The sequence below is a fragment of the Streptomyces sp. NPDC046931 genome, from assembly GCF_040644655.1.
In the GTDB taxonomy this organism is placed as follows: domain Bacteria; phylum Actinomycetota; class Actinomycetes; order Streptomycetales; family Streptomycetaceae; genus Streptomyces.
The window spans coordinates 145,847-163,410 of record NZ_JBEYWX010000008.1; the positions used below are offsets into that span (position 1 = coordinate 145,847).

The following is a 17,564-nucleotide window of genomic DNA, read 5'->3' on the forward strand; positions in this document are numbered from 1 at the left end:
ACTGGCTGCTGCCGCGTTGCTACCAGAGGGGCACAAGACACACCTGCCAAACGGCGGGGGAACCACCCTGGATCCCTCCCCATTTTGGTTCAGATATTGAAACTCAGACGATCCGTCGGTGTCTCAGCATCCCGACGACCGCGACACCGGCCCCTGACCAACGCCCAGTCGCGGGTTCGAGCCTGGTCGATGAACACAAACCTGATAGCTCTCTCGCGGCTCGTGGCCCCTTCGACGCGGCGCCCGCCGGCTTGCAGCGTGCCCCGGAGTGGTCCGGAGCCTCTTACCCGTGCGCACTCGGCAGGATTCGAATCCTGGAACCTTCTGATCCGTAGCTCTATGTGGATCGGTCGGTGGTGGTCATACCGGTCGTGGCACGGTTCTTTGGAGGCATTACCGGGCGGGCCGGGTTGCTGTGGTTGCTGTACTCCGCTGCTGTACCGCTACATGCTGACCAGGCCGGGGCGGGCATCTGGGCGCCCGCGCGCCGGCCCGGCGGTGGGGGACCGTCTACGCCACCCAGCAGTAGAGGCCGAACCCTTGATCATTCGCGACGCGGGCCAGTTCAGAAACCTCGGTCAGGATCTCGCGCGCGGGCTCGTCGTCCAGATCCTCTCCATCTTCGCTGCGCATGCGTTTCCAGCCCTTGGCGAGCTCGGCGATGCGAAGGTCGTCGACGCCTGCCAACTCGCGGAGGAGCCGCTCGGACACCACGAACACCTGGCAATCACCGTCCTCGGCGACACTGCGCGGCTCCCCGGCATCCCAAAGCGCATCGAAGCTTGTCCCGGTCGTCAGCTCTTCCCACTTCAGGATAGAGATCTCAACCAAGAAGTTGCCCAGTGTCACCGTCTCGAACGTGCCCTCGGGTCCACCCGCAAGGACGCTGGCCGCTGACGTCTCATCCGGCGCAACGAAGAATTCGATGATCCTGCTCATCGCTGCATCATGGCTTACTGTCTCTAACAAAAGCGGTTCGACCATGTGACTGTCGGCTTGATCGCTCACGACATCCACGAAGCCTTCCTCGGCCTCGCCACTTGCCTGATCACCCACCGCCACGTGCAGCGCCTTTGTCAGGACCTCTTAGCCCGTCGGTCTGGTGCAGTGTCCACCTCCTGACTGATCTTGAAAACCGTCGTGGCAGCGATGCCACCGTGGGTTCAAATCCCACCGCCTCCGCAGCGCAAGCAGCGAGAACGGCCCCTGAGCAGGGAGACTCGGTCAGGGGCCGCTCTCATGTCCGGCCACCGTCGCTGCCCGCTGTTCCCCGTCGTTTCCCGCTTCATCGGGCACGAGTGGGGCACGGCGCTTTGAGGTTCGGCCTCGTCCTTATCAGGTCGATCACGGGGTGCGACGACGTCGGCCAACCGGCGCTCAGCCTCGGTCGATCGTCCACTCAGGTTTGGCGCCGACCGCCGCTGTTCGCACTTGTTGGTGTCAGCGGCTGGTGTCAGGGCGGAGAGGCGCCCTTTGCACACTCAGTTTGTGTGCGGTCGACCGTCACGGACCCACGTCACCACGGTGAGAACTGCGGTGACGGACATCAGGACACTGAAGGTGGCTACGGATTCGACGTACTGCTCGTAGCCGTCCGCACGAAGCTGGAGCGCAAGGGAACCAAGTGCAGTCCCAAGCGCGGCTGTCGCGGCGGCCATAGTGACGAACGGGCCCTTCGTCATTGGTACTTCCCCCAAGCCAAGAGACGACTGATCCCAATCGAGGCTACACGCATCGTGATCTCAGGGTGCGGCCGAAGACCTACCCAGCCCAGCACTCTCCCCAGCTCCCATCCCGTCCGCCGTCGACCCACACACCGTGGAGCGGGCGTGGTTCATGGCGTCCGGGTGGAGCGCGCCACTGTACGGACGACTGTGAGGATTGACCACGGCGCCGCTCGGCAGGTCTGACTCACCGAACGATTGACGCTTTGGCTGTCCTTTCCAGGAATCGTCGGCCGGCTGGGCGGCGCTGTGCACGCGGCCGGTCCGGCGCCTGTGACCTCATAGAGCCCGGCCAAAGGTCCCACCACAGTCTTGTCCAGCCGCCCGACCGGCCCGTGCGATCCCTCGCGCATCGCACGGAAGGACAGCAAGACACAGCATGGCAGACCAGATCGTGGTGGTCGGCGGCGTGGACACCCACACCGACTTCCACCAGGCCGCAGTGATCGACTCCATCGGCCGCCACCTTGCCACCGCACCGTTCCCCACCACCCCCCGACGGCTACCGCCACCTGCTGGAATGGCTGCGTACGCACGGCGATGTCCTCGCCGTCGGAGTTGAAGGGACCGGCGCCTACGGCTCCGAACTCGCCCGGTTCCTGCGGGCAAACGAGGCCACCGTCGTGGACGTGGACCGACCCGACCGCAAGGCCCGGCGGGCCAACGGAAAGTCCGACCCGGTGGACGCCTACGCCGCCGCGACCGCCCTCCTGTCCGGCCGCGCAAGCGGCCAGCCGAAAACCCGCGACGGCATCGTGGAGGCCATCCGATCCCTGCGGATCGTCCGGCGTTCGGCCATCAAGGCCCGTACCCAGACGATCAACCAGATCCGTACGCTCATCGTCGCAGCCCCTGCCGAGGTACGTGAACGCCTACGTGGCCTGCCTACTTACCAGCTGATCTCGCAGCTCGCCCGCTCCCGCCCCGGCACCGACCTCGCCGACCCGAGCTGCGCGGTCAAAACCGCGCTGCGGCGACTGGCTCGCCGCCACCAGAACCTCACCCATGCGATAGCCGAGGCTGACGCAGAACTCGAACCCCTCGTCGTGCAGGCGGCCCCGGTCCCAGCGGCATCGGTGCGGCCACCGCCTTGTCGCTCGAGCGGCAGGGCGCCGCTGTGGCAGCGGTCGCCCGCCGTACGGGGCGGCTGGAGCACCTGGCCGCAGTGCTCCGTGATCGGAGTTGCTCGTATCAGCGCCTCTACGAAGCGAACAAGATCAGCCACACCACCCGGCGGCGGATCCAGCACGAACTCGACCTCGAAGAAGCCAGTCACCGCCCCCGCGACTGACTGCCGGCCCCAGTAACGCCGCTCATACAGTGCGGGTCACGCGACAACACCTCAGTGGAGGTGTGGCTCACTTTCCGTCTGGCAGGTGGAACTGCCCTTGCGCCACCAAGACCGTATCGTCAGCCGTTGACTCGCCCCTCGGACACTCCTTACAACGATACGCAAGCGAGGGCCTCGACCTAACGGTCGCGGTCCTCGTTGTGTTTTCGTAGTGATCGTGATGCCCGGGGCTTCGCGGACTGGGCCCTTCCTGTCGGCGTCTGCTGGGCAGATACGTTGCGCAATGTCACCAAAACTCTTGGTGATCTTGCGGATCTCGTCAGGGGCAAGCGGTGGATCCTTCTGTCGGGTGACGGCGGATAGGTCGTCGAACTTCTTCTGTGCCGCTTCCCTGTCGCGTTGGCGTCGTTGATCCACTGGGTGACCACGGCTGCGTCGACTCCGGAGTCGAGGGCGGCCTGGTGGCGGGCGAGGCGCCGCTCGCACTCCTTGATCGCCTGGCGGGCTTGAGCCTGCTCGGGTGTTCGGTGCTCCGCGGCGCTTGCCGCGATGTTGGCCTGGCTGGGTACGGTGAGGAGGGCGGTGAGCCCGCTCGGGGGCGAAGGCGCGGGCGATCCATGCATCCAGGGCCCAGCAGAAGATGTCTTCGCGCAGGTTGAGGGTGCGGGGGGGCAAGCCCGGGGTACAGGGCTGCTTCCTGTTCCTTGTACTCGCATCGGTAGTAGACGCGGTCGCGGATCGCGGAGGGCTGCATCTTCCGTCCGCACACCGGCCACCTCACCCGTCCTCGCGAGACGTAGGCGCTTCGCCGGTTGGGCAGTTCCTGCCGCTGGTAGACGCAGGCGCGTTGCCTGCGCGCGCTCTGCCCGACGCCTCACGTCACCGTCTGGGTGGACAGGGGCGGAGGCGCTCCAAGCTCTGCGGATCCTGACCGTTCTGGGGGAAATGGTTGACGCGGGCGCGGCGTGCATGTGAGATCAGGGCCAGCAGAAGTTGCGCCATCTCACTGATCGCCGGAGACGCGGTGTGCCGCATAGGCGCCCCTGCGCGCGCTCGGCCGGCACTCGCCGCCATGAAGCCTCCGCCATGACTCGATGACGAGGACTTCCGACGCAGGCGTCAGCGCGTCGCTGCGACCGTTCGGCGCGACACTGCATGGTCGTTACCGGTGTTTGCTGAGCCCGGCCGACCGGCCGGTAAGGGTCAGGTAGCCAGTCCACCTGCGGCAAGGCGATCGCTCATGTCGCTTACCAACCCCTTGCCTGAACGCTCGGCCCTGGCGACGAGCGTCTCGAAGGCCCTGAGGCGACGAAACGTATCCGCGTACACCATCTGCTTCTCCAGGGGAAGCTGGAGTACCTGCAACCGCCGGATGTCGACCCGGGAGGAGCTGGAAGCATGGGTGCCTGCCTGGCGCCCGTTGGCCGGAGCGCGCAGACAGCCGGCGAGGAAGTGGGGGTCGAGCTTCTCCGAGTCCACCCGCAGGGTGTAGAGCTGCGGGCCGAGAGCCATCGGTGCGCCCTCATGCACCCACGCCTTGAAGGCCCGGATCACTCCGGCGACCACTACATCGCCCTCTTCGGCAAGGGTGTGGGCCGATTGGGCGGCCAGCAGCCCGCTGGGCGCACCGTCGAGCAGCAGGTCGGCGATGGTGAGGAACGGTACGGCGGTCCCGCTGACAGGTGCCGTCTTCTCCATAGGCTGCTGACCGGCGCGCAGCGTCAGCGCACCTGCTTTGACCAGGTCTCCCACGGTCGTCGTGGTCTGCTGGGTGCCGGTCTCGACGTCGAGTACGGACAGATGTTGTGCCTGATCGGCCAGATCGGTCAGCAGCGACCCGAACTCGCTCCACTTATTGGCAAGTTCTTTCGACGACGGTTCGGACGCCGACGCGGTGTAGCGTCCCGGGGTGACGTCCACCTCGTCGTCCAGAAGGTCGAGCAAGGGAACGCGCGCGGCGCTCTCCAGCGGCTCTTGATCGGAATGGTCGAGGTTCGCCAGCGCGGTGAGGACGAAGGAACCGAGAGCGTCCCAGTCGGGGCTCGGCTCGCGTGTTCCCGGTCGTGCGAAGCCCGTGGCGTCCACCAGGAGGGCGTCCTGGCTCGGAGGAGGGGCGGCAGGGCCTTCCGCCGCTGCTCGCAGGACCCACAACTGCAGTGACACGCTGTGGGGTTGTGCACTGCCCGGAGGCAGGGACACCACCGCCCGAAGTGCTCCGGTGCGCAGCAGCGAGCCGCGAATACGCCGACCCGCCTTGCGTGATGCGACGGCGGGTGGGAGGACCACCACGGCGACTCCGCCGGGTCTGAGGTGGGAGAGGAGGTGCTGTACCCAGGCCAGTTCGGGCTCGGTCCGCGGGGGCAGCCCATGGGTCCAGCGCTGGTCGGTGGCGAGTTCCTCGTATCCCCAGTCCCGTTCATTGAACGGCGGGTTGCACAGGGCGATGTCGGCCTTGGCCCCGGTGAAGGGGTCCTCCCGCAGCGCGTCGGCCGTGGCGATCCGTGTACGGACGTGACGGTCGTCCGCGACGAAGCCGAGCCGGGCGGACGCCAGCGCGGCCAGCGCCGGATCCCGCTCGCACGCGAGCAACTCGAGGCCTGGGCCGTCGTACTCCTGAGCGGCAGCTGCCGCCAGGTGTCCCGTGCCGCACGCCGGATCCAGGACGGTCAGTCCGCCATCCTGCGGACCGAGACGAACGGTGAGGGCGATCCGGGTCATCAGTGTGGCGAGTGGGGGTGGCGTGGTGCTGAGCTGTCGGACATGGGTTTCCAGCCACCGTTGCAGCAGGAACTCGAAGGTGTCGCGCGGCCCCTCCGCCCGTCCCAGCTTCGCCGCCTCGGCCACCAGCTCACGAGCCTGCGGAGAGAGCTCGGCATGGGAGATCCGTGCCCTGGACGACCGCATCCGGCGGGCGGCCTCGGCCACGGCCAGCCCCGACTCGTTCCTGCTGCCGAGCAACTCGAAGCGCGGCCAGAGGAGTTCCTTGCCGCCGACGTCCCTCAGCTTCCCGTTGTCGCGCAGCCACTGCTCGACCTCGGCGAGCGAGAACTGCGGGCTGACGTCGGTGCCCCCGATCCGTGTGGGGAAGGAGTCGTGGCGTCGGCGCCAGTTGCTCACAGCGGCTCGCCCGACGCCGGCGATCCGGGCGATCTCGGCCAGGCTGACGGGTACGACGTCGGGGGTACTCATCGATCAGTCTCCGAGGTCCTTGGTGGCTGGCGAGTGGTCGGCTCCCCAGCAACCGATGAAAAGAAGGCTACTACGCTCATTGACTCTGTTCACAGAGTTTACGTTCCACTGTGATGTGTGGGAGATGCGGAGGTCGGGGAAGATGCCGGGTCTCGGGCCGGGAATGGTGCTTGGTGGCCGCTATCGGCTGGAGTCGGTTCTGGGCCGCGGTGTGATGGGGCAGGTGTGGCAGGGGCAGGACCTGTCCCTCGGCCGGCCCGTCGCGGTCAAGACCGTCGCAAAGGAGTTGCTGGCCGTGGCGAGCAGCCGCGACGCGGCCCTGGCCCGGTTCAGCAGGGAGACGCGGGCGGCCGCACGCCTGGACCATGCGAACGTCGCCACTGTCTTCGACGCATCGCTCACGGACGACACCTGCTGCCTGGTGATGGAACTGATCGAAGGCACCACTCTCGAGTACCTCTTCGACCAGCAGGAGGACGGGCGGTTCGACCTCGCCTCGGCGGTCGCCGTCGCGGCCCAGCTCTGCGCGGGACTGTCCGCGGTCCATGCCGCCGACCTCGTCCACCGGGACCTGAAGACGCAGAACATCATGATCCGGCGGGACGGCGTCGTGAAGATCCTGGACTTCGGGCTGGTCAAGCTGCTCAGGGACACGGATGCGCGGCTGACGACGACCGGCGAGGGCATCGGCAACCTCTTCTGCGCCTCACCCGAGCTGCTGGCGGGGCGGGACCAGCTCGACGGCCGCAGCGACCTGTATGCCGTGGGCTGCCTGTTGCACCACATGCTGACGGGTGAGACCCCCTTCCCCACCCATCAGCCCGCGCTCTTGTCCTCCCACCATCTCGCCTCGCCCCCGCCCCTCGTCGCCGACTCCGGGGTGGACGTGCCCGGCGACCTGCAGAAGCTGCTCACGGCCCTGCTCGCCAAACGGCCCGAGGACCGCCCTTCCTCCGCGGCCGAGGTCTACGCGGCCCTCGCGCCCCACCTGCCGCAGCCGCGACCCGAGTTGGCCGTCAGGCGCACCGTGCCCGAGGATCCCCGCCGGCCGTTCCTGGTTCCGCAGGGCCCGATGCCGCTGTGAGGCGTGCCCCCATTCCTGGCCGCCCCGGGGGGTGGTTGTAGGAATCATCTTTCTGGGTATCCAAGGGCTGCAAGTGCCGTGTGCCGGTGACACAATGATCTCGTCGGCCGGGTGCCGTGACGTGCCCCGGTCGCCGGGAGGCGGCGGGCGTGGGGAGCGCCGGGACTGGGGACGGGGCGCGATGGGGCGAAGCCTTGGGCGGTACGAGCTCACGCACGAACTGGGCCGGGGCGGCATGGGCGTCGTCTGGGCGGCGCACGACCGCGACCATCACCGCGACGTGGCCGTCAAACTCCTGGCGACCCGCGGCCGCGGTACCGAACCCGGCACACTGGAACGCCGCTTCCTGCGCGAGATCCGCCTGACCAGCCGCCTGCGCCACCCTGGTGTCCCCGCCGTCCATGACCACGGCAACCACGAGGGCGAGCTCTACCTGATCATGGACCTCGTCCCTGGCCGAGCCCTGGACGCAGTCCTCAAGAACGACGGGCCGCTCGGCGTCGATCAGGCCGCGGACGTTGCCCGCCGCACGGCCGAAGTGCTCTCCTACGCCCACGGTCAGGGCGTCGTGCACCGCGACCTCAAACCGTCGAACCTGATGGTCACCCCGGACGGGGACATCAAAGTTCTGGACTTCGGGGTGGCCGCGGCCCTGGAACCGCAGTCCGGCGAGACGCACTTCACGGCCTCCAACGCCACCCCGGGCACGGTCGTCTACATGGCGCCCGAACAGGCCGTGGGCTGCACGGTGCCCGCGAGCGACCTCTACTCGTTGGGCTGTGTCCTGTACGAGCTCCTCACCGGCACACCGCCGTTCACCGACGGCAGCCCCTTCATGCTGTACCACCGGCACGCCAATGAGCCCGTCCCGCCGCTCGCCGACCGCCGCCCAGACGTGCCCGACGGCCTGCGGACCCTGGTCGAGCGTCTGCTGGAGAAGAGGCCGGAGGACCGGCCTGCCTCGGCCGCCGAGGTGGCGGCCCTGCTCACCGCCTGGGCCCCCCGGCCGGCTTCCGCCGCCGAGTCGGCGCCCCCTCATCCACGCCTGGCCGAGATCGAGGCCCTGCGCCGCGCCGGCCGTCCGGCTCATGCCCTCGAGGAGTACCGGGAACTGATGGATGCCCCCGGCCTCGACCGCTCGGCCGCGCTCGCCGCGCGGTCCGGAGCCGCCCTGTGCGTGGGCGCGCTCGGCCGCACCCGGGAGGCCCTGGACGAGCTGAAGTCGGTCCTCGCCGAACAACGCAGCCTGCTCGGACCGGGCCATCCCGCGGTGCTGGACACCCGCTACGAGATCGCCGTATTGCTGATCCGCACCGGAGAAAGACATGCCGCCGAGGAACTGCTGCGCCGCCTGGCTGACGAAGAGGACGCGGTCATGCCCGCTGCCGGCACCGGGCACGGGCGCAGCCGGGCGCTGCTGGAGCGGCTGCGGCGGATGGGCTGAAGCAATCACATATCAGCCGAAACTCAACTTTGTGAGCTCTGTTCACAGTTGACGGACCGTGTTACGCTCCGTCGCGCCGTTCCGGTGGGGAGACACATCACGGTCTACGGACGGCACAGGAGACACCGAGGGGAACAGCGCCCATGACGTCGGCAGTTCAGCGTGCGACCGAGCGGAAGGGGGCCGAACAGCTCCCCACGGAAGGCAATCTCGTCGAGGTCCGCGGACAGTCGTGGGTGGTGGCCCGAGTCGAACCCTCCCCACGAGCCGGCGACGACGACCGCCGGGGCGCGACCCTCGTCCACCTCCAGTCCGTCGCCGACGGCCGCTTCGGCGACACCCTCTCCGTCATCTGGGAGGTGGAGCCCGGCCGCCGGGTGCTGCCAGCCGGCTCCCTCCCCGATGCCTCCACCGACTCCTACGACTCCCCGAACCGCCTCGCCGCGTTCCTCGACGCCGTCCGCTGGTCCGCCGTCGCCTCCGCCGACGCCAGGACCCTCCAGGCGCCGTTCCGTTCCGGCGTCGCCGTGGAGCCGTACCAGCTTGAGCCGGTGTCCCGCGCGGTCGGCGCACCCCGCGTCAATCTCCTCCTCGCCGACGACGTCGGTCTCGGCAAGACCATCGAGGCCGGACTCGTCGTGCAGGAACTCCTGCTGCGCGGCCGGGCGCGCCGCGCCATGGTCGTCTGTCCGGCCGGCCTGACCCTCAAGTGGCGCGACGAGATGGCCGAGAAGTTCGGCCTGGAGTTCACCATCGTCGACTCCGAGCACTGCGCCCGCCTGCGCCGCACCCACGGCACGGCCGCGAACCCCTTCCGCGTCCACCCCCTCACCATCGTCTCCCTGCCCTGGCTGCGCGGCCAGAAGGCCCAGCGCCTCCTCGACGAGGTCATCGGCGCCCCCGAGGAGAGCACCGACGGCGAACACAAGCGGTTCTTCGACCTGCTCGTCCTCGACGAGGCCCACCACGTCGCGCCCGCCGCGCCCAAGCAGGTGTACGCCGTCGACTCCCAGCAGACGAAGCTGATCCGGCGTCTTGTCCCGCACTTCGAGCACCGGCTGTTCCTCTCCGCCACCCCGCACAACGGCTACCCCGAGTCCTACACCGCCCTGCTCGAACTCATCGACGACCAGCGTTTCGCCCGCGGCGTCGACCCCGACAAGGAAGCCCTGAAGGACACCGTCGTACGGCGTCTGAAGTCCACCGTCACCAATGCCGACGGCACCCCCCGCTTCCGCACCCGCCGGACCCGCGAACTCCCCGTCGACTACACCCCGCAGGAGCGCGAGATCCACGGCCTGCTGGGGGAGTTCGCCGAGCAGCGCCGCAGGAAGCTCACCCCGAAGGCCCGGGGCGGACGCCGCGCCGCCGACCTGGTGACCCTGCTGCTGAAGAAGCGCCTGTTCTCCTCCCCGGCCGCCTTCCTGCACACCGTCCAGGTCTACCTCTCCCACCTGGAGGACACCGGTCCGACGAAGGGACGCGCGGCCGCCGCCGAAGTCCCCGAGTGGCTGGAGGAGTTCGCCGACCTTGTCGCCGACCTGGACGACACCGGCCTCGTCGACGCCGAGGACGACGCCCTGACCCGCTCCACCTCGCTCACGCCCGCCGAGGACGGCCGGGAACTGGACCTGCTGCAGGAGATGGAGCGCTGGGCCCTCACCCACGAGGCCGCCCCCGACTCCAAGGCGGAGGCCTTCATACGCGCGCTCAAGGCGATATGCCGGACGTCCGACGGCAAGCACTGGACGAACGAGCGGGTCGTCGTCTTCACCGAGTACCGCGACACCCAGGAATGGCTCCACGACCTCCTCCAGCAGGAGCAACTGACCGACGGCGGCCGTGTCGAACGCCTCCACGGCGGGCTGTCCGCCGAGGAGCGCGAGCGCATCCGCCTCGGCTTCCAGGCCGACCCCTCCCAGCCCGAGGGCAAGGTGCGCATCCTCCTCGCCACCGACGCCGCCGGCGAGGGCATCGACCTCCAGAACCACTGCCACCGCCTGATCAACTACGACATACCCTTCAACCCCAACAAGCTCGAACAGCGCATCGGCCGCATCGACCGCTGGGGCCAGAAGCAGGACCCGGAGATCACCCACTTCATCGGCTCCGGATGGCAGCAGGCCCAGGCCGGCTCCTACGAGGCCGACCTCGAGTTCCTCTCCCGCGTCGCCAAGAAGGTCGCGCGCATGGAGCACGACCTCGGCTCCGTCAACGCCGTCCTCGCCGACGCCGTACAGCGCCGCATGACCGGCGACACCGCCCCCGTCGACATCGAGAACGCCAAGCCCAAGCCGATCAAGGGCCGCCGCACCGGCGGCGACGTCGCGCCCGAACAGAACGTCACCGCCCAGACCAAGCGGCTCGCCGACCAGTACGAGGGCACCGTGTCCGCCCTGGGCCTGACCCCCGCCAACGTCAAGCGCGTCGTCGACACGGCCCTCGCACTCGACCACCAGCCGCCCCTCCTGCCCTCCACCTTCCGCGCCGAGCAGTTCGAGCCCGGCGACCTCTTCGAGGTGCAGCCCCTCTCCGGCAGCTGGGAGCGCGCCACCCGCGGCCTCGCGCACAAGCTGCGGGAGGGCGAGCAGCGCCCGCTCACGTTCTCCCCGGTGGTGGCCGCGCAGGCCGGTGACGACGTGGTCCTCGCCCACCTCAAGCATCCCCTGGTCGCCCTGTCGACGCGCCTGCTCACCGCCGCCGTCTGGAACGCCGACTCGGTCGGCCTCAGCCGCGTCACCGCCGTCGTGACCGACGACCCGGCGGTGACGACCACCCTGGTCTCCGCCTACGCCCGCTACGTCCTCGTCGGCACCGACGGCACCCGCCTGCACGAGGAAGTCCTGTACGCGGGCGGTTGGTTCGGCGACACCGGCCGCTTCCGCCGCTGGGAGTCGGTGAACGAGCAGGGCCGGGTCCTCTCCCAGGCACTCACCGAGGGCACCGAGGCCGCCCCGCACCTGCGCAAGGAACTCACCGAGGCCTGGCCGGTGCTCCGCGACCCGCTCTACCGGTCCCTGGAGGCCCGCGCCGCCGAACTCGGCCGCCAGCTGGAAAGCCGGCTCGCCGACCGCCGGGCCGAGGAGGAGCGCCGCATCACCGCCACCCTCGACCGCTTCGAGGCCACCCTGCGAGCCAAGCTCCGGGAGGAGGGGGACGGCGACGGCGAACAGCTCGCCCTGCTCTCCACGCACGAGCTGACCGGCCACGAGCGCCGTCAGTTCGAGGACGACCGCCGCCGCTGGCGCGAACGCCTCGAAGGCCTGCCCGCCGAACGCGAACGCGAACTCGCCGCCATCGCCGCCCGCTACCGCGAGCCCCGCTCCCACCTCTTCCCCGCCGCCGTCGTCTTCGTCGTCCCCGCAAAGGAGGCCCGCCGATGAGCCCCCGCCGCCCCGCGAGCTCCGGAATGGCCGCAGCCAAGGCCCAGGCCGCCGACGGCCGCCGCCAGCACCAGGAGTGGCTGGACCTCACCGAGGTCTCCGGCCCCTTCCTCACCATGCCCGTCCTGCTGCGCGCCTGGCCCCAGCTCGACGCCCTGGAGAAGGACGAACGGGCCCGGCTGCGCGCCCGCCACGCCGACTGGCAGACGGACACGACCGCGGGCCGCGACGAGTGGGTGGCGTACATCCTGAGCCGCCTGCTCGGCTGGAACGACGCCCTGACGCTCCGCGTGGGGGAGTCGGAGCACCACGGCCTGGACCGCCTCACCCTGCGCGTCGCCGAGCACAACACCGAGGTCCGCCCCGACTTCGCCCTCGTCGACCCGGGCACCGACCTGGCGACCGAGCCCAGCACCGAGGCCGCCGCGAAGCGGGTACGTCTGCTCGGCCTGACGGTCCCGGCGGGCACCGCGCCCACCGCGCGGGCGGGCGGAGGCGGCGACTGGGCTGCCGCCCCGGCCGACCGCCTGGCCCGGTTGTTGCGCCACCACGGCGTGCCGCTGGGCCTGGTGACCGACGGCCGCTGGTGGTGCCTGGTGTGGGCCCCGCTCGGCGGCGTCACGACGACGGCCGTCTTCGACGCGATCGGCTGGAACGAGGCGGCGGAGCGCAACGTCGTCCGCGCCTTCGTCTCGCTGCTGCGCCGCCGCCGCTTCTTCGAGTACGACGAGCCCGAGACGCTGGTGGGCCTGCTCAAGGAGAGCCTGGCGGCGGGCGAGGACGTCACCGAGGCGCTGGGCGTCCAGGTCCGCCAGGCGGTGGAGCTGCTGGTGGACGCCATCGGCCGCGCGGACGTACGGGCCATGGAGGACGGCGGCCCCGGCCTGCACGCGTCGGGGGTCAGCGCCGGTGAGGTGTACCGCGCCTCGGTCGCCGTGATGATGCGCATAGTGTTCCTGCTCTTCGCCGAGGAGCGCGGCCTGCTGCCGGCGGACAACGAGGTTTACGCGCGGTCGTACTCCGCACGCTTCCTCCGCGACGAGTTGAAGGCGCGCGCCGACGAAGAGGGCGAGGCGTCGCTGGAGCACACCAGGTCGGCCTGGCACCGTCTGATAGCCCTGTTCCACGCCGTCCACGGGGGAGTGGACCACCCGGGCTCCGACCTCCACCTCCCGGCCTACGACGGCTCGATCTTCGACCCCGACGCCTACCCCTGGCTGGAGCGCACCACCCCGCTCCTCCCGATAGACGACCGCACGGTCCTGCACATGCTCCAGGCGGTGCAGGAGGTCCGCGTCGGCAAGGGCAAGGACCGCGAGGTCCGCACGCTCAGCTTCCGCGCGCTGGACGTCGAGCAGATCGGCTACGTCTACGAGGGCCTGCTGTCGTACGACGGCCGCCGCGCGACCGAGCACATGGTGGGGCTGATCGGCCCCGAGGGCCTGGAGCACGAAGTCCCGCTGCGGGAGCTGGAGTTGCTAGCGGCGAAGGCGGGCGGCTCGCTGAAGACGCTTGCGAAGTCCATCCACGAGAAGTGGAAGGACCCGAAGCCGCCCGCGACGGCGGGACAGCTGGAGAAGAAGCTCGCCCCGGTGGGGGCCGAGGCCGCGGCGGAGACGCGACGCCGCCTGAACGCCGTGACGAAGGACCCGGCGCTGACGGAGCGCCTGCTGCCGTTCGCCGGCATCCTCCGCGACGACCTGCGGGGCCTGCCGACGGTCATCCCGAACGGCGCCCTGTACGTCACCGAGTCCTCGCTCCGTAAGAACACCGGCACGCACTACACGCCCCGCTTCCTGGCGGAGGAGGTCGTGCTGCACGCGCTGGAGCCACTGGTGTACGAGCCGGGCCCGCTCCAGACGGCGGACACGGCGGAGTGGCGCCTGAAGTCGGCGGACCAGATCCTCGACCTGAAGGTTGCCGACATAGCGATGGGTTCGGCGGCGTTCCTGGTGGCGGCCTGCCGCTACCTCGGTGACCGGCTGATAGAGGCCTGGGAGAACGAGGGCCGCGCGGACGCGATGGTCTACCGGGCCGGGCGCGCGGTGGAGGCCGTGACGGCGGCCGACGCGGAACAGGACCCGGTGGTCGTCGAGGCGCGGCGCCAGATCATCGAGCACTGTCTGTACGGGGTGGACATCAACCCCATGGCGGTGGAGATGGCCAAGCTGTCGCTGTGGCTGGTGTCGATGGACCCGGAGCGGCCCTTCACGTTCCTGGACGACCGGCTGGCGTGCGGCGACTCGCTGCTGGGCGTGCACAGCATGGAGCAGATCCAGGGCGTCCACATGAAGCCGGAGCAGCAGGCCGACATCCTGGCCGAGCAGGCACGGCAGTTGGTGGACCAGCTGACCCGGGAGCGCCTGGCCATCACGGCGATCAAGGGCGTCGACCTGCCGGCGCTCCAGAGGAAGCGGGAGCGCCTGGAGGAGGTCAACCGGCACTCGCGGCGGCTGCGTCTGGTGGGCGACCTGATCGCGGGGGCGGCGATTGCTACGTGCGCTTCGGGGCGGGTGCCTTGGTACGCGGAGGACGGTGGGGAGCGGGTCCGGGATCTGTTCCCGCAGGCGGCGTGGATCGTCCAGCGGATCATGGAGGACGGGGTCGAGGACGACTCCGAGGTGGTAGGGGAGGCGCGGGCTCGGGCGCAGGAGTGGCTGGGGGCGGAACTGCCGGAGGGGGCGCTGGAGCGGCGGCCTGTGCATTGGCCGTTGGTGTTTCCGGAGGTATTTACTCGGAGGGGTGGGTTTGATGCGATCATTGGAAATCCTCCCTTCTTGGGCGGCCTCAAACTCAAGACCGCATACGGCGAAGCGTATCGTGATCATCTAGTGAATGATCTTGGTAACGGCGTCAAGGGCGTTCGTGGTACGGCTGACTTGTCCGCCTACTTTGTGTTGCGTTTGAGTGCGTTGATGAACAAGTACGGACAGTTTGGCGTTGTGGCCACGAATACTTTGGCTCAAGGGGATTCCCGAGAAGTGGCTCTAAGTCCGCTTTTGGTTGCCGGAAATATGATCCGTCGCGCCATCAAAAGTGCCCCGTGGCCCTCGAGATCGGCTGTCCTTGAGTATTGCGCGGTATGGATGAGTCGGGCTCCTGTTTCCCTCGGCGTGCCGGTGATTCTTTCCGGTATGAGTGTCCGCCGTATCACAAGTTCGTTGAGTCCTGCTTCGAGGATTGAGTCTTGGAGCGAACGGCTGTCCTCTAATAGGGAAATCGCGTTTCAAGGCATGCTGGTGCTAGGTATGGGATTCACTCTAACCCCGGAGAAAGCTGCGGAATTGATCAGGCAGGATGAGCGGAATGCTCATATCCTGTTCCCCTACTTGAATGGGGAGGATCTGAACTCGAGGCCCGATGGGTCGGCGAGTCGATGGGTGATCAATTTCCACGACTGGTCGCTCGATGTGGCCAAATCCTACCCATCATGCTTCGAGCAGGTGGAGCGGATGGTGCGTCCCGAACGTGAGAAGAATAAGATGGCATCTCGTCGGGAAAAGTGGTGGCAATATGCTGGCCGCGCCCCTGTTATGATGAAGGCTTGTGCAGGTTTGAGAGAAGTAATTGCGCTCACTTTGGTAAGTAAAGTGGTTATGCCGCTCGTCGTTCCGGCCAAGCAGGTTCTGTCTCATAAGCTCTGTGTATTTGCGAGCAATGATCGTGCGATGCTGGCATTCCTTAGTAGTGCTGCTCATTATTGGTGGGCAATCGGTAATAGCTCCACAATGAAGGCGGATCTTAACTATGCTCCTTCTGCCGTCTTTGATACGCTCTACCGCCCCGAATTCACGCGTCGTATGCGTGAGGCTGGCGTTCTTCTTGAAAGTGCTCGTCGTGACTTGATGCTCGCGCGTGATGTGGGCCTGACTGCTGTCTACAACCTTGTTCACGACCCAAGCTGTCAGGACGAGGGTATCCTCGGACTCCGCCGCATCCACGAGGAGATCGACCGGGCTACCGTCGAGGCGTACGGCTGGCATGACCTCCTGGACGACTCTGGGCAGACCCCACCTGCCGACCCGACCCACGAGACGTTCCCGCTCGACCACGGCTTCCATGAGACCGACCAGGGCATTCGTTACACCATCGGCCTTCTCGCCCGAACCGAGATCATTGACCGCCTCCGCCAACTGAACCACCAGGCTTACGCCGATGAGGTTCACCTCCGTCGGCACAAGGGAGTGACGGATGAAAAGGCAAGGGAGAAGCATCCCGACTTGCCCCCGCCGTCTCCCGAGGCCGTCCGGAAGCGCAAGGAAGAGCTGGCCGCCCGAGGTGGTTCGGATTTCGGGGAGGGCGCTGAGGGCGCCCTGTTCTGAGCCGGCGGAATGACAACGGGCTCGCTCGCGGCACTCCGAGTGCCGCGAGCGAGCCCGTTGTTCCGGTCAGGAGCTTGCTCGGCTCTACTCCACCGCGAGCGCAACGAACGCCGCCCACTTGTCCCGACCAACCCGCAGCACCGGCCCGCCACCAACGGCCTTGGAGTCTCGCACGTACACGGCGTCCATACCGGCGGCCACCTCCACGCAGTCGCCGCCGCCCGACCCGCTGTAGCTGCTCTTGAACCAGCGCAGCTCGTTCACGTTCTCGGATACCTGCTCCACGCTCACGTCTCTCCCACCAGCCGTTCGATGAGCCGTGCAGACTCGACAGCGTTCAGAGCCTGCGATCGCAGCTTGCCATACCGCAAGCCGAAGGCGCTGACCTCTGCGGGATCTTGGACGACGCACCCGACTTCCTGAGATTCGATGTATCCGAGGTGCCGATGCTCTTTGGTCTCCAGCACCACGAACGGCCCGTTCAAACCAGAGTGGAAGCCGGGCCCTACAGGCATGACCTGCACCTCGACATTGCGCAACGCACCGACTTCCAGCAGACGCTGCCACTGCCCGGGCATGACCTCCCTGTCGCCGACCGGATTTCGCAGGGCCTCCTCACCGATGATGAACGACAACTCAGCGAGCGGCACCCGCGCCAGCAGCTTCTGTCGACTCAGCCGCCCCTCCGTGTGCTGGTCGATGATCTCCTCGCTCAGCGGCGGACAGTGTCCGGCGAACACCGCCCGCGCATACGCCTCCGTCTGCAACAGCCCCGGCACCAGCAGCGGATCGTACGAGAAGCGGCTTACCACCTCCGCTTCGATCACCGCGAAGTTCCGGAAGAACCGAGGCAACTTAGCCCGGTCCACCTCATCCTGGAGCACCTCCAACACCCCACCGGCCTCCAGCACCCGCTCCGCCGCCACCGTGAACGCCGCTTTCGCCGGCCGCCGCCCCTGCTCGACCGAGGCCACCTGCTCCAGCGAGTATCCGATCGCGTCCCCGAGCTGCTGCTGGTTCAACCCGGCGCGCCTGCGGAGGTGTTGCAGCAACACCCCATAGGCCGCCCACACGCCCGGCAGGTCGGGCCCCTCCTCCTTCGCCTTCACCGTCCGCCTGTTCCGCGC

General features: G+C 68.3%; 10 protein-coding genes. 5 read left to right on the top strand and 5 right to left on the bottom strand.

The window, feature by feature from the left end; genetic code table 11:
• Positions 1-510: 510 nt before the first annotated feature.
• Both ABZ876_RS17255 and ABZ876_RS17260 read right to left on the bottom strand, forming a co-directional pair.
• On the bottom strand, positions 511-1,062 hold the full coding sequence (locus tag ABZ876_RS17255) for a hypothetical protein (RefSeq protein ID WP_361781042.1): 552 nt from the start codon (positions 1,060-1,062) through the stop codon (positions 511-513).
• A 419-nt stretch (positions 1,063-1,481) separates the two neighbouring features.
• Positions 1,482-1,682, bottom strand: a complete 201-nt coding sequence (locus ABZ876_RS17260) for an SCO3870 family protein (RefSeq protein WP_361781045.1) — start codon at positions 1,680-1,682, stop codon at positions 1,482-1,484.
• A 509-nt stretch (positions 1,683-2,191) separates the two neighbouring features.
• Between ABZ876_RS17260 and ABZ876_RS17265 the strand changes: the two genes are divergently transcribed.
• Positions 2,192-3,031, top strand: a complete 840-nt coding sequence (locus tag ABZ876_RS17265) for a transposase (RefSeq protein ID WP_361781048.1) — start codon at positions 2,192-2,194, stop codon at positions 3,029-3,031.
• Between the two features lie 1,187 nt (positions 3,032-4,218).
• Here ABZ876_RS17265 and ABZ876_RS17270 read toward each other — a convergent pair.
• Complete coding sequence (locus ABZ876_RS17270; RefSeq protein ID WP_361781050.1) at positions 4,219-6,204, bottom strand: N-6 DNA methylase; 1,986 nt, start codon at positions 6,202-6,204, stop codon at positions 4,219-4,221.
• Between the two features lie 142 nt (positions 6,205-6,346).
• Here ABZ876_RS17270 and ABZ876_RS17275 point away from each other — a divergent pair, with 142 nt between their 5' ends.
• From ABZ876_RS17275 to ABZ876_RS17290, 4 genes are all read left to right on the top strand, one after another.
• Positions 6,347-7,288 carry a serine/threonine-protein kinase gene (locus ABZ876_RS17275; RefSeq protein WP_361781053.1) on the top strand — a complete coding sequence of 314 codons (942 nt, stop codon included), beginning with the start codon at positions 6,347-6,349 and terminating at the stop codon, positions 7,286-7,288.
• Between the two features lie 181 nt (positions 7,289-7,469).
• Positions 7,470-8,732, top strand: a complete 1,263-nt coding sequence (locus ABZ876_RS17280; RefSeq protein ID WP_361781055.1) for a serine/threonine-protein kinase — start codon at positions 7,470-7,472, stop codon at positions 8,730-8,732.
• 143 nt (positions 8,733-8,875) lie between these two features.
• Positions 8,876-12,115, top strand: coding sequence for a DISARM system SNF2-like helicase DrmD (gene drmD, locus ABZ876_RS17285; protein ID WP_361781058.1), 3,240 nt, complete (start codon positions 8,876-8,878; stop codon positions 12,113-12,115).
• 26 nt (positions 12,116-12,141) lie between these two features.
• Positions 12,142-16,437, top strand: a complete 4,296-nt coding sequence (locus ABZ876_RS17290) for a type IIL restriction-modification enzyme MmeI (protein ID WP_361781061.1) — start codon at positions 12,142-12,144, stop codon at positions 16,435-16,437.
• Positions 16,438-16,521: 84 nt separating this feature from the next.
• On the opposite strand, the gene ABZ876_RS17295 is transcribed toward ABZ876_RS17290, so the two are convergent.
• Both ABZ876_RS17295 and ABZ876_RS17300 read right to left on the bottom strand, forming a co-directional pair.
• Positions 16,522-16,728, bottom strand: a complete 207-nt coding sequence (locus ABZ876_RS17295; protein WP_361781064.1) for a DUF397 domain-containing protein — start codon at positions 16,726-16,728, stop codon at positions 16,522-16,524.
• Positions 16,725-17,546 (bottom strand): helix-turn-helix transcriptional regulator, encoded by an 822-nt coding sequence (locus ABZ876_RS17300; protein WP_361781067.1) that lies wholly within the window; start codon positions 17,544-17,546, stop codon positions 16,725-16,727. Before ABZ876_RS17300 ends, ABZ876_RS17295 begins: the two co-directional genes overlap by 4 nt.
• Positions 17,547-17,564: the final 18 nt, after the last annotated feature.